12 protein-coding genes are annotated in these 13,094 nt (G+C 37.1%); 10 read left to right on the top strand and 2 right to left on the bottom strand.

Translation table 11 applies throughout. From position 1 onward, the window contains the following. Positions 1 to 3: 3 nt before the first annotated feature. A complete protein-coding gene (locus P0077_RS03660; protein WP_276167806.1) occupies positions 4 to 1,668 on the bottom strand; it encodes a peptidase domain-containing ABC transporter in 1,665 nt (554 codons plus the stop codon). Next, positions 1,661 to 2,347 carry a TetR/AcrR family transcriptional regulator gene (locus P0077_RS03665; RefSeq protein WP_276167807.1) on the bottom strand — a complete coding sequence of 229 codons (687 nt, stop codon included), beginning with the start codon at positions 2,345 to 2,347 and terminating at the stop codon, positions 1,661 to 1,663. Before P0077_RS03665 ends, P0077_RS03660 begins: the two co-directional genes overlap by 8 nt. Before the next feature lie 545 nt (positions 2,348 to 2,892). Between P0077_RS03665 and P0077_RS03670 the strand changes: the two genes are divergently transcribed. The 10 genes from P0077_RS03670 to P0077_RS03715 all read left to right on the top strand — a co-directional run bounded on the left by P0077_RS03670 (position 2,893) and on the right by P0077_RS03715 (position 12,905). Then, entirely contained in the window at positions 2,893 to 3,060 is a 168-nt protein-coding gene (locus P0077_RS03670) for a hypothetical protein (protein WP_276167808.1), read from the top strand. Positions 3,061 to 3,153: 93 nt separating this feature from the next. Beyond that, positions 3,154 to 3,822 (top strand): hypothetical protein, encoded by a 669-nt coding sequence (locus P0077_RS03675; protein ID WP_276167809.1) that lies wholly within the window; start codon positions 3,154 to 3,156, stop codon positions 3,820 to 3,822. A gap of 88 nt (positions 3,823 to 3,910) precedes the next feature. After that, positions 3,911 to 4,975, top strand: coding sequence for a protein kinase domain-containing protein (locus tag P0077_RS03680; protein ID WP_276167811.1), 1,065 nt, complete (start codon positions 3,911 to 3,913; stop codon positions 4,973 to 4,975). A 3-nt stretch (positions 4,976 to 4,978) separates the two neighbouring features. Next, entirely contained in the window at positions 4,979 to 6,535 is a 1,557-nt protein-coding gene (locus tag P0077_RS03685) for a hypothetical protein (RefSeq protein ID WP_276167812.1), read from the top strand. Positions 6,536 to 6,758: 223 nt separating this feature from the next. Further along, complete coding sequence (locus P0077_RS03690; RefSeq protein WP_276167813.1) at positions 6,759 to 7,511, top strand: HNH endonuclease; 753 nt, start codon at positions 6,759 to 6,761, stop codon at positions 7,509 to 7,511. A gap of 194 nt (positions 7,512 to 7,705) precedes the next feature. Beyond that, positions 7,706 to 8,167 (top strand): heavy metal-binding domain-containing protein, encoded by a 462-nt coding sequence (locus tag P0077_RS03695; protein ID WP_276167814.1) that lies wholly within the window; start codon positions 7,706 to 7,708, stop codon positions 8,165 to 8,167. Between the two features lie 128 nt (positions 8,168 to 8,295). Next, a complete protein-coding gene (locus P0077_RS03700; protein ID WP_276167816.1) occupies positions 8,296 to 9,354 on the top strand; it encodes a nuclease-related domain-containing protein in 1,059 nt (352 codons plus the stop codon). 74 nt (positions 9,355 to 9,428) lie between these two features. Beyond that, positions 9,429 to 9,908: a hypothetical protein gene (locus tag P0077_RS03705; RefSeq protein WP_276167817.1), complete on the top strand. Its 480-nt coding sequence runs from the start codon at positions 9,429 to 9,431 to the stop codon at positions 9,906 to 9,908. Positions 9,909 to 10,358: 450 nt separating this feature from the next. After that, the gene (locus tag P0077_RS03710) at positions 10,359 to 11,438 is read left to right on the top strand and encodes a polysaccharide lyase family 7 protein (protein ID WP_276167818.1); all 1,080 of its coding nucleotides are present in this window, start codon (positions 10,359 to 10,361) and stop codon (positions 11,436 to 11,438) included. A 60-nt stretch (positions 11,439 to 11,498) separates the two neighbouring features. Further along, positions 11,499 to 12,905, top strand: coding sequence for an alkaline phosphatase D family protein (locus tag P0077_RS03715; RefSeq protein WP_276167819.1), 1,407 nt, complete (start codon positions 11,499 to 11,501; stop codon positions 12,903 to 12,905). The last annotated feature ends 189 nt before the right edge of the window (positions 12,906 to 13,094 follow it).

Here is a 13,094-nt window from a genome sequence, read left to right on the forward strand (position 1 = left end):
TTCTTAGGTTATGGAAACAAGTTGCCCCTGGTTCAACGTAATTATGCGGTGGCATCCCTTCACCCACCTTAGGTCTTGGCTTACGACTACCAATGCCCACGGATTGGCCTTGTCTGACAGGAATTTCATGATGCGCTCACTCTCGGTCTCATCAAACTGGTCCAACGGATCGTCCAACAAAAGTAATTTTGGCATTTGCACAATGCTACGCGCCAAAACAATCTTACGGGAAATGGTATACGGTATGTGCTGCCCTTCCGGGTAAATAATGGTATTGAGCCCCTTGGGCTGTTCTTTTATAAACTGGAGCAAGCCAATATTCTCCAATACCCAATGCAGGTCTACATGGGGTATATCCTTATTCCCAAAAGTGATATTCTCCAGAATAGTACCCTCAAACGGACTATCCTCTGCAATACACTGCCCCAGATAGGACCTATAGTGGTTGGGTTTAATGCCCTTTAATGAAAAATCATTGGCGTAGATACTCCCTTCGGTGGGTTCTATAATTCCGGTGATCAACCGTAATAAGGTAGATTTTCCGGAACCGTTCTCCCCTATCACCAGCTGGCGGCTACCCGGTTCTATTTTGAGCGAAATATCATTAAGAATATTCTTTTTGCTCGGGGTCCCAAAAGAAACCTTATCCAGCTCCACGGTTAACTCATCGTCATCGTTCAAGGGTTGTTCCCCGTCCTGTTCTTCCAGCTCCTTATCTACCACCTGCCCAATTTTCTCCAGTGAGGTCAGCAGATCATAGAAGGTCTCAAAACCGCGTATCAGTTTTTCTACGGAAGTAATTACCAATAGAATAATAATTTCCGCCGCTACAAACTGCCCAATGTTCATTTCTTGGTTCAGCACCAACAGTCCGCCTATTAAGAGTAGACCTGCGGTAACCAATACCTTAAAACCTACCATTTGCACAAACTGCATGAGCAATACCCTAAAGTGATTTTCCCTGGATTTCAGGTACTCCGTCACCAGATTATCGTTCTTGTCTACCGCCAGACTGGTTCTACCGGAAAGTTTAAAACTGACTTGCGACCGCGCCACTTCCTGGATCCAGTGTGCCACTTTGTATTTCAATTTGGATTCATCAAGACTGGTATCCATTCCCTTTTGTACCGTAAAACGGAAAACCAGATAGACCAACAATATGAGAAGTATCCCGTAAATAATAAAAAACGGGTGATAGAAGGACAGCAACAACAGCCCAAAAATAATCTGCAGCATGGCCGCCGGCACGTCCAGCAGGAGTTTGGAAAGTCCCTTTTGTACGGTAATGGTATCAAAAAAACGGTTGGCCAGTTCCGGTGGATAAAAATCGCGCAGCTCGCTCATTTTTATTTTTGGAAAACGGTAGGTAAACTCAAACGAGGCCCGCGTAAATATCTTTTGCTGCATATTCTCTACAATACGTATTTGCATGATCTGCAGAATGCCCGCAAAAGCAACGCCGCCCGTTACCAAAACCACCAGTATGATCCATGAGGTACTGATTTCGGCGCCCTGTATAAGGTTAATGATGGATTGGATACCCAACGGAAGCGATAGGTTTACCAGTCCGGCAAATATGGCATAATAAAAGACCTGGAGCACATCTCTTTTGTCCAGTTTCAGCAACCCCATTAAACGTTGCCATGAGGTAATAATTTTTTTAGCCATGCGGTTTTATGTTTAAAGAATTAAATACCAGTTGTGTAAAGTAGTGGGTTGGGTCGCCGTTTTCGTGGCAATCGGTCAAAGAGGCAAAGTGGTCCTTTAGAAAATGCTGGTGCAACGAGCCTTCCAGTACCGTACTTGCCAAACTGTTGGGGTACGCATAGGCAGGGTCTACGCCCGTTACCATGGCGCTCAAACGGCTTACCAATCTTTTATAGATTACAAAATACCCTTCTTTGTTCTCCATATCCACTTCTTTGGTGAGGTAGGATTTGGAATACTCGTTAATGACAATTTTGCTCAAAAGCTCCTCGTTAATGTGCGAAAAATCAGAATCTACCTGTGTGGGGCGTATCACCACCGCCAAGGCTTTTTTAAGCTTCTCACGGGTATCCTGTACGTTGTGCGTTGCGAACACCAACCTATATTCTACCCAGCCCCAGTACCAAGACGCCAGATACAATAACAATTTGTGCTTGTTTTCAAAATAGCGGTAAATGGAACTTTCGTTACTTTTTAATCGTAGCCCCAGTTTTTTAAAATTGAAGCTATCAAAACCTATTTCATTAATCAGCAAGATGCTTTCTTCCACAATGCGTTTGCCCAAAGTGGTGGACTCTGGGTTTTTGATATAGATTTTTTCGTTTATGCCGATTTTAACCGACTGTAATAACTGATCCATACTACCTAAATTTAAAGTTGAGATGTACCGTATTGCACACATACGTGTTGAGGTCGTACGGTTGAGATATGCAATACACTCACAAATTTAATAGTATTACTATCATATTTTAATAGTTTAACTTTTATTTTAGACGCTATTGCTATTATTTGTAGCTGATATACTATGAAAAGTAGAATGCCAATTTGATTTTATTAGGCCGATAAAAACGAGATACATTGTTCACCCCTCCCACTACAAACCATTGAGAACCCTTAAAAATATAGTAGTACGAAGGATTTACGATACAGCGGATGACCACCGAAACCCCACTGAAGCTTTCCAAAACCCTCCCATAAAACCGAAGCTTTACGCTTTTGTGTAAAAATTTATTAAAGTGGCAAGAAAACACGGTCTATGTCGATAAATTCGTACGTTTTGTCGAATAACTGTCAGAATACCAGCAATTGTAAAACTGACACTTGCTTTTTAGATTGGGATTTTGCGATATTTAGAAACTGTAGGAAAAGGATGTTGGGGTTTGAGTGAAAAATAAAAATGATACTATGAGTTACAACACTCGTTTTCGTTTAGATTTTAATCCTGTTTTTTTTGAGATTACGCTTTTACGTAAGGCTGTACAATTCAAAACGGAGATATTTGTTGTGCATGGTTTGACCATCTCAATTTTCACGAAAGCAGGAATGGGTAAATACGACCAAAAATACCTATGAATACTAAAAAAGTAATTTATTTAACCCTAAATATTATGGTTATGCGACATATGCCTTGTATCCAGTAGTTGGCGATAATTAAAAAACAAAAGTATGGGGGAAGGCATAAAACAATTTTTCATCGATAATCAATCCTCAATTATCGTTTCTCTAATAATAGGAGCAATCTTCTTTATTCTTGGACCACTTGGACTTTGGTTTAGTGGTAAAAAAGTAAAGAAAGAAAAAATTAATAAGGCAAAATCTGATTTTTTAGATTTGGTAGAAAGTATGCTTGTAAATAAAGAGAACATCACTATTTCAAAGCTTGTCACTTTGTTCGGAGCAATAGAACGCCAAAATGGAATAAGCTTAGGATTGGACTCAGACATAAACAACTTACTCGAAGACCTTTCTTTAAGATTTGCTCGATCCAAACACCTTTCCTCTGAGCAGAAAAACACATATTCAGACGAAATTGATGGGCTGATTAAACAATTATCTAAAGTAGACGATGAAGATTCCCAAACAGTTATAAGGGAATTACCTAAATCCGTTAGATCAATAGTAAATGAAATTAGGAAGGAAGCCGAAAGTTCTAATTCTGACAAACTAATTGAGAAGATTGACTTATTAGAAAAACATTTAACTAAACCTTCTGACCCATTCCTGAGAATGATTACGATTTTACGTGAGACACCTAAATTAAATGCTTGGATATCAATATATTATGTGGCAACAATAGTTATTGTGTTCATTATACAATACCTACTAGAAAAATAACTAGCGTCAACAAAATGTATAAATCTTGCTCCCATTCGGGAAGTCAACGCTTCATACATAAAACGTTGTAGCCAACTAAAAGAAACATATGGAAAATAATGCTGCACATGGATTACTTAATAAAGTCTTAGATAATAACTGGAAGGTAATTCGTAAAATAGAAAGAGAACCAAATCAATCTGGTTCTAATTTTTCTGTAGGCTATATAGTAAAAAAAAATGAAGAAGAATGTTTTTTAAAAGCATTCGACTTTGCTGGTTTTTTATCAATTGCGAGTCCCCAAAATATGGGTGATGAAATTAATGTGGTTGATGTAATGAATGAAATGACTACAGCATTTATATATGAAAGAGATTTATCTCAACATTGTAAAGACAAGTACGTAACAAAAGTATCTGTCGTTAGAGAATCTGGACAAGTATTTGTTGAAGGAAATGCCATCCCTGTTGTGCCATATTTAATCTTCGATTTAGCAGAAGGAGATATTAGAAAACAACTTAATTTTTCTTCTGAGCTAGATAATGCTTGGAAATTAAAATCATTACATGATGTAGCAGTAGGATTAAGACAATTACACCAGATAGAAGTCTCACATCAAGATTTAAAGCCTTCAAACGTTTTAGTCTTCAATTCAGAAAGTAAGATAGGAGATTTAGGTCGCTCAATGTGTAAAGACATAGATGGACCATATAACAAACAAATTTTTACTGGTGATTGGACATATGCACCGCCTGAAATGATGTATAGATATTATGAAAGAGATTGGAATAAAAGGGTTTTTGCAACAGATTGTTATTTACTTGGAAGTTTAATGACCTTTTATTTCTCAGGTATAAGCATGACTGCATTGTTGAGAAAACATCTGCCTGATGAATTTAGTTGGGAACAATGGAGAGGTAGTTTTGAGGATTTAGTTCCATATCTCGAAAATGCCTTCACTAGTTCTTTAGAAGAATTTGAAAAAAATATTAATCGAGAGGATTTAAAAGGAGAATTAAAAATTTTAGTCCAATATTTATGTCAACCTTTTCCAGATAAACGAGGACACTCTAAAAACGTTCGCAGTAAAACAAATCAATATAATCTTGAGCGATTTATTGCTACTTTAGATTTATTAAGACGTAAATCAGAAATTAAACTTAAAAACGTATAACTCTTGGCAAATTTATTTATAAATAAAGATAGAAGAGTTATTCCTAACTGGAGAAGTTTTGGAAAAACCTCTGTACTCGGTGAATTAACCTCGTTTCAGAATAATTGGTCAGAAAAACCTTTAGAGGTTGGTATTGAGGATTATTTAATCGATTGGCGTTTAAACAAAACCACAGTTCATGCGTCAGATTTGCTTAGTGCATCAATCGTAAATAACTACACAGAAGAAAATGAAGTAATTGAAGCAGCTAAATTTATTCTAAAGAACAAGCTAAATGCTACTTTTTCTCAAATTGAATTAGCCAATAGAATTTTAAGCAAAAAAGCAATTTTTGACCCTAGTTTAAATCTTGAGTCAATTAATCTGAATGACATTAATTCAATCATTAATATAGAAGCTACAAAATTAAAAATCAGAGAGACAAAAAAGTTAATCACAAAATACCCTTTTAACGCTATTTTTTATGTTGAACTTTCCAGATATTATTCAATACTAGGACAAGAGGAAAAATCTATAGAATCTATGCAAACAGCACTTCATTTGGCAAGTGACAATAGGTTTGTTTTAAGAAGTGCATCTAGACTTTTCGCTCATGTTAATTATAATGATAATGAGTATTTAGATTATGTGCTATTAAAATTAAGAAAATCAACTTTAACTAAAAAAGACCCTTGGCTTCTATCCGCTGAAATATCCCTATCTACATTGCGTGGCAGAAGTTCAAATTTAATTAAAAATGGAATTCAGTTAATAAATTCAAAAAACAATGCCCCTTTTAGTTATAGCGAATTAGCAAGTGCTATAGGAACAGAAGAACTTCTTTCTGGTAGTCATAAAAAAAGTAAACTATTATTTAATCAAGCTTTGATTTCACCAAATGATAATTCACTAGCTCAAATAGAATGGGCATCATCAAAGGATTATAGGATTAAAGTTGACTCAAGTTCTTTAAATATAAAAATGAATCATGAAGCATTAGCATTAGAAAATTACCAAGAAGGAGAATACAATTTAGCTGTTTCTAATGCAACAAAATGGCTTAAAGACATGCCTTTTTCCAAGCGACCGGTTATGTTTGGTTCTAACATTGCAACCACTATTCTTAAAGACAATAATAAATCTATTTCCATTCTTAAAACTGGATTAATTAGTCACCCAAATGACCCACAAATAATAAATAATTTGGCTTACGCATATGCGTTAGATAATAAACCAGATATTGCTCTAGAAGAACTAGATAAATTAAAGGAAACCAATTATGAAAAAACTACTCAAGCTTGTTTAATCGCCACAAAAGGTTTAGCTCAATTTAGAAAAGGCCAATATGAATTAGGAAGAGAAAATTACTTGCGTGCAATGGAAATTACTAAAGATATTAATGATAAAGAATTAAACTGGATTGCAATATTAAACTATGCTCGTGAAGAAATTATGGCAAAGTCGGTTTATGCTAATGATGTTATGAATGCTGTATCAAAAATACCAAATATAGAATCGAATGTAGAGGTTTCGACTTTAAAGAAAGAAGTAATTGAATTATACGATACTGAAAAACAATAACTGGCTACACTCAACCTAAAAAAATATCTAATTAACATTATGTATTCAAACACACAAAAACCTGACTAACTGACTACAAACGAATACCGAATCAGTAATTTATCAATTTTAAGGTATCTATTTAAAGCTTTAAATTGAGTAACAAGCACAAAACCTATAAGCAATAGCGCCCTGTGAGATGCTACTACTCATAGCCAGAAGGTCGCCAGCAAGCTAAACCAAAATGAATAAAAGTAAGATTTTTAATGCTATCGAACAATCAAGCAAAAAGATTTTTGCCGGAAAAGACGGACTGATAAAAAGAATGAAGTCAGCTAAAAACTATGTGGCGAACGAAAATCTAACCGAATGGGCATTTTCTAAATTAGTAGCGACAGAAAATTTTGACATTAATTATGGTTCGTCCTCAAAACCTTTTTTCTATTCACATAACTTTGTTAACATTTTAGAAATTGACGACGACAATTTCAAGAATGATGTCATTGAGAAGTTCTTTAAATGGTCTTACAAAATTGATTATATCGATTTACGAAAAAAATTCAATTCTGACCAAAAGAACAAAAAACGATTCGAGCTTTTACTACATATCGATTTAGTTCCTGAAAAAATCAAACGAAAACAAAACTTTTCTGCCAATAATCAAGATGAGTTTTTTGAAGGCTTTAAGCGAGAAATCAAAACAGAAAACAGTTACAGAAGTCGAAAATTAGTAAAACTTGCAAAAGAGAAATACGGAACTGACTGCTATGTTTGCGGATTTAATTTCGGGAAAATATATGGTCAGCACGGTAAAGATTTTATTGAGATTCATCATTTAGTACCCATCGAAAACGGAATAAGGAAATCGACTATAGATGATGTTGTTACAGTTTGCTCGAATTGTCATCGAATGTTGCACAAAGGAAACACAATGTTATCGGTAGAGTATTTAAAAGAAATAGTTGAAAATGAGAACAAGCCCGCAGATAACAAATAAAACTAATCAACAAACCGATGTCAAAAATCACCAACTGCCCAAACTGTAAAGCGGAATTAAATAATGGTCTGTTTTCAAATACTAAATTATTAAATGATATATAAATAAGTATTATAAACGAATATAATGACACAGAAGCTGATGGATATTGTACAAAGTGTGGAAATGAACTTTACGACCTGCATGTGAAAACAATGACAGCGGAAAGAAATAAATTGACCAAGTATCTTAAAGACAATATTGCGGCAGTTCCTGTAATTTCTACTCATTCTCCACTTAATTGGGATTATAAAGTTTTAGGTATGGTCACCGGTCAATCTACAACTGGTACTGGAGTTGTTTCTGAATTTACCTCATCTTTCACTGATTTTTTTGGCGCTCAATCTGGTAGGTATAACCAAAAGTTAAAGGCGGGCGAAAACATGTGTTTTAGTCAATTAAGACTACAAGCCTTAGACCTAGGCGGCAATGCTGTTATCGCAACCGATATAGATTATTCAGAAATTGGAGGAACCAAGGGAATGCTAATGGTATGTATGGCAGGCACAGCTATTCAACTTAATAATATTAACATTCTCGAGAAGAAAACTTCCGATATAATCGAAAAACTTTCCTCAATAAATGAAAGGCATCGTAGATTGATGAAGTACGGATGAATAAAAGACCCCGCGAGCGCGAGCGTCCCGCTCGTGCCAAACCTAATGGAATAACCAACTTGAAAACACAAGATATACCAACTCCTTTTTATAGACCAGACCTTAAGCTATAATTTGAACAAACACAAATGGCAAGAATTTATGGAACCATAGAATCATTGAAATCCTTAAAATCCGCATTAGAGGATAAAGGAGTTTCAAGGTTTAGTTCTGTAAAAGAAATTAAGGGTTTTTTGGCTAATTATAAGTCAGAAATACAATCAATTCTTGATGACACTTCAAAGCAGTTAGAAGCAGAATATGTTAAGACTTGCAATAACTTAGAGCTTATAACCCAGAAAAAAATTGAAATAATCAATTTTAAGGAAGAGTCAATACACAATAAAATCAACGAAATACAGCGGAAAATTGATGTAATCCAAAATAAGAACGGAGCTAACTTTTTAAACAAAATACTGTCAAGTATCAATCTCTTCTTTCTAAAAAAAGAATCCAATCGTTATCAAAAAAAAACAACCGAACTGGCAAATTCAGCTCTTAAAAATATATCTAGAAGTATTGAAAATGACGAAGCTTTTATAAGAGAATATGAAATGGAAAAAACTTTCCTAATTGAAAAAAGAGCGAATCCTAATATTAAAAAATTAGAGTATACCCTGAGTGTAATAGAAAGTTCAAGAAATCTAATTTCGGGGGCAATTGGGGAAAATTTAGTCGTTAAGGAAATAAAAAAACTATCTGATGATTATGTTTTAATTAATGACTTTAGCTTAAATTTTTCTCCTCCTATATTTTACAAAAAACAGAATCAAAGAATCTATTCCATACAAATTGACCATCTTTTGATATGTAAAGCAGGTATTTTTATAATTGAAACAAAAAACTGGAGTACCTCATCAGTAGAGTCCATCAGTTTAAGGTCACCAATTGAACAAATAGAAAGGGCAAATTTTGCGCTTTACATCCATATTTCGGAACACATAACTTTAAATGGACATCATTGGGGAGAACAACAAATTCCAATACGAAATCTTATTGTTATGATCAATAACAAACCAAAAGGTGAGTTCAAATATGTAAAAGTTAAACTCTTAAATGAAATGAACGATTACATAAAATATTTTGAGCCTGTCTTAACGGAAAACCAAGTAAACAGCATAACTAATATTTTAAATAGATATAAATAGTATTGCACTCGAACCAACTCGCTCCACAAACAAACTTGTAACCACCAGATAGATTAAACCTTCACAATCCACCCATGAACCTCTTAGATTTACTTTTCGGCAAAAAGAAAACCGTAAACGACCCTGTTTTAGGTCTCATAAAAAGTGAACGAATTAAAGGTGAGAACCACACCAAATCCTATTCATGGTATGCCGGTTATTTAATGCCCAATGCTCCTGAAAAATCTTCGGTAGTACTGCAGGGAAATAACAGAGCACCGAACCCAGCTCAGCTCCATGAGATAAAGTACATCTTGGACAACTTGGACTCGCTCTATCTAAAAGTGGATGAGAAACTGGCCCATGAGGCCAAAAACCAAACGCTACCAGAACGGGAAGCCTTTAAGAATTGGAGGAACTTTTTCTATCTAGGCGCTATTCATCCCGCCAATCTAGATACGAGCCTAAATTTTGAATTGGGCTTTGACCCCATTGATAGGGAAGCTAACGGGTATATGAGTTTTACGTATGCCAACAGGGAATTAACGGAAATGTACGGGGAGGCGCCTAAATAAATAAAAGCTTTGGGTGATAAAACCACGCAGACAAGGAAGTATTTTACATATCTACTTCTTTTAAGCATGATCGTAGTACTTCATTGTCACCAGATCTTCTGTCTAAATAAACGTTTAACTTACCGATTCACTGCTTAAATTTACATTTTCTGACAAAATAGATAGTTTTAAATTTATTTATTTCAACAAAACCGGTTGTATTAAGGAATAGAATGTAGAATCTAATTCTTGTTGCCTTACCACTTTTTGTAGACTTCCTCAAAATGGTTAGACATTGCTCAAACTGCATTCCCTTGAAACATTTCCAACTTCATAAAACACCCTCCAAAAACCAAAAGATAAAACCCTATTTTTTGCTAATTCAAATTTTTAGTGTCTATTTACAGCTGTGACCTTTAAAAACATATAAAATGTGCTTTTAGGGTCCAAACTCAACAAAAACACTAAAAAATGCACAAAAAAACACTAAAACACGTCTTAAAACCTATTGTAACGGTAGCCTTGACCCTAGCACTCACCAGTTGCTTGGACAAAGCCAAAAAGACGGAACAGACCACAACATCAGAAGAAGAAACGGCAGAAGCCACCACCTACCCAAGTGATGTCATCCCTTTTATGGATGAATGGAAAATCCTTTTAGGCGATGGCACCACATCCGATGAGCTGGTAGACTATGAAAAGAAAGATTTCTTCTATGTAGAAAATGATGGCACCGCCAATTGGGTGGTCTATAAAACACCAAATTCCGGAATAACCTCAAGAACCTCTAGCAATACCCGAACGGAACTGGGCCAAAAGGAACATTGGATTCCGGAAACGGGCGGCAAACTAACAGGCACGCTAAAAGTGCAGCATGTCTCCACTTCCGGTGATGCACGGGTTGCGGCATCGTACTCGGTAGTCGTAGGCCAAATTCACAGTGATGAAGGCCACGAAAACGAACCGATAAAAATCTTTTATAAAAAATTTCCCGGCCACACCAAAGGTTCCGTTTTCTGGAACTATGAAATTAATACAGCAGGCGACAACTCCAAACGATGGGATTATTCTTCTGCGGTCTGGGGCCATGATATGTCCGTTGTTGGGCCAAGCCCCACCGAATACCCTGAAGAGCCACAAGACGGCATTGCCCTGGGCGAGGAGTTCAGTTATGAAATAAACGTCTACAAAGGCATCATGTACCTTACTTTTGAAAGTGAAGGCCATGAGACGGTAAAATTCACCAAGAACCTATTGGAATCCGAATATGTAACTCCCTCCGATATTCCACAGCAAATACGAACGCTATACGCTTCCATAGGCCGTGATGGTACGGAGCGCGAGAATGCCTACGCGGGAGAAATCAATTATTTTAAACAAGGGGCGTACAACCAGACGAACGGTAAAAACCCAGAGGACAATATTGTTTGGTATACGGGTTCTGAAACCTACGGCGGTGATATAGAAAAGCAATACGCCAACGGTTGCTATGCAGAAGTATGGTTTAAAAATGCTACGGTAGGTGCGGGTACGCCTCCGGAAACGGAGTAGTTCTGGATTAGAAAAATTACCGATCAGAGAAACCATAATTTAAAATTGCACCCCTTACCCATGAGACTATTATTGACCCTGCTCCTATTTGGCATTACCGGTGGTTACGCACAACAGAATTCCGAGGTTTATTTTACTACCGGTTTCAAAATTGGGGAAGTCACCGATTCTTCGGCGGTTCTTCTTACTCGGCTTTGTAAATCGCCAGAGCCGGTAGCGGTATATCATGAGCAACAAGATAAGGTATTCCATCCGCCCAAAGATTTTGACGATAGCATGCCCATATCCAAAATGGAAGGGGCTGTAGCAGGTTCTGCGGGTCAGGTGCAAGTCATTTTAATTTCAAATGACACCACGATCACTACGGATTGGGAAAATGTATCCGCCTATAAGGATTTTACTTTTAAGCGAAGTTTTAATGGGCTGCATCCCCATACCCAATACACGGTACAAATTACAGGACGAAAGCATAAAGAAGCTCCCGTGGCTACTATTCAGGGAAAGTTCACAACGGCTCCTTTGGCAAATGAGGCCGTACCGCTATTATTTACAGCTTCTACTTGTCAGTATTATTGGTCGCATGATGATCCCAAGCGTGGTTTTAAAATTTACGATAGTATGCTGAAGCTGAATCCGTTGTTTCATTGCCAAACCGGAGATTATGTGTATTATGACAAACCCGGGCCTATGGCAACCACGGTGGAACTAGCACGGCATAAGTGGCATGCCATGAACTCATGGCCCTCTTTAGCCGATTTTTACAGGAACACGCCCGCTTACCTTCAAAAGGACGATCATGATCTATTGAAAGATGATGCCAACCCGTATTCCACCTCTTTTGGGGATTTAAGTTATGAAGACGGACTGGCCATCTGGCGCGAGCAAGTACCGATTATTGACCAGCCCTACCGCACTTTTAGATGGGGCAAAGACCTACAGATCTGGAATGTTGAAGTACGGGAATTCAGAAGCGATAACAAATCTCCCGATGGAAAGGAAAAAACCATTTGGGGCAAGGAGCAAATTGCGTGGTTCAAACAAACTCTAGAAGCTTCGGATGCGACTTTTAAAATTCTGGTCTCCCCTACTCCCGTGGTGGGGCCGGACCGCTCCAAAGGTAAATTTGATAATCACTCCAATGAATCCTTCGCCACAGAAGGAAAATGGTTGCGCGCTTACCTGGCAAAGCAAAATGTATTTGTAATCAATGGCGATAGGCATTGGCAGTATGCTTCCGTAGACCCAAAAACCGGACTACGGGAATTTAGCCAAGGTCCCGTAAGCTCCTACCATGCGCAAGGTTGGGACCCAAAAGACAAACGCCCCGAGCACAAATTTCTACGTGTAGATGGCGGCTTTTTAGCCGTGAAAGTATACCGGGAAAAAACTGAGGCTGTCATAGAATTCATCCATTATGATGTGGAGGGCAACGTAGTGAACACGGAAGTGATCAAAGAGAAGGTCTAAACTTTCCTTCCCATTAAATTTTGATGATTACACTCTACTAAACGCATCCCAAGGGGTGCGTTTAATCTTTTACTCGATAACCGAGATTACATGCTCCAAGGCTTGCCTCGAAATCAAAATGTATTCCTTTTAATACCTCGTGAGCTTGCCCCGAGGTCGTTTACCACACCTGATTTTTGCGGTAAAAGG

Source organism: Zobellia alginiliquefaciens (assembly GCF_029323795.1).
GTDB classification, from domain to species: Bacteria; Bacteroidota; Bacteroidia; order Flavobacteriales; family Flavobacteriaceae; genus Zobellia; species Zobellia alginiliquefaciens.

Excerpts from the sequence above, each read along its gene's own strand:
- P0077_RS03660 (WP_276167806.1), bottom strand. The coding sequence starts at position 1,668 with ATGGCTAAAAAAATTATTACCTCATGGCAACGTTTAATGGGGTTGCTG.
- P0077_RS03665 (WP_276167807.1), bottom strand. The coding sequence starts at position 2,347 with ATGGATCAGTTATTACAGTCGGTTAAAATCGGCATAAACGAAAAAATC.
- P0077_RS03670 (WP_276167808.1), top strand. The coding sequence starts at position 2,893 with ATGAGTTACAACACTCGTTTTCGTTTAGATTTTAATCCTGTTTTTTTT.
- P0077_RS03675 (WP_276167809.1), top strand. The coding sequence starts at position 3,154 with ATGGGGGAAGGCATAAAACAATTTTTCATCGATAATCAATCCTCAATT.
- P0077_RS03680 (WP_276167811.1), top strand. The coding sequence starts at position 3,911 with ATGGAAAATAATGCTGCACATGGATTACTTAATAAAGTCTTAGATAAT.
- P0077_RS03690 (WP_276167813.1), top strand. The coding sequence starts at position 6,759 with ATGAATAAAAGTAAGATTTTTAATGCTATCGAACAATCAAGCAAAAAG.
- P0077_RS03695 (WP_276167814.1), top strand. The coding sequence starts at position 7,706 with ATGACAGCGGAAAGAAATAAATTGACCAAGTATCTTAAAGACAATATT.
- P0077_RS03700 (WP_276167816.1), top strand. The coding sequence starts at position 8,296 with ATGGCAAGAATTTATGGAACCATAGAATCATTGAAATCCTTAAAATCC.
- P0077_RS03705 (WP_276167817.1), top strand. The coding sequence starts at position 9,429 with ATGAACCTCTTAGATTTACTTTTCGGCAAAAAGAAAACCGTAAACGAC.
- P0077_RS03710 (WP_276167818.1), top strand. The coding sequence starts at position 10,359 with ATGCACAAAAAAACACTAAAACACGTCTTAAAACCTATTGTAACGGTA.
- P0077_RS03715 (WP_276167819.1), top strand. The coding sequence starts at position 11,499 with ATGAGACTATTATTGACCCTGCTCCTATTTGGCATTACCGGTGGTTAC.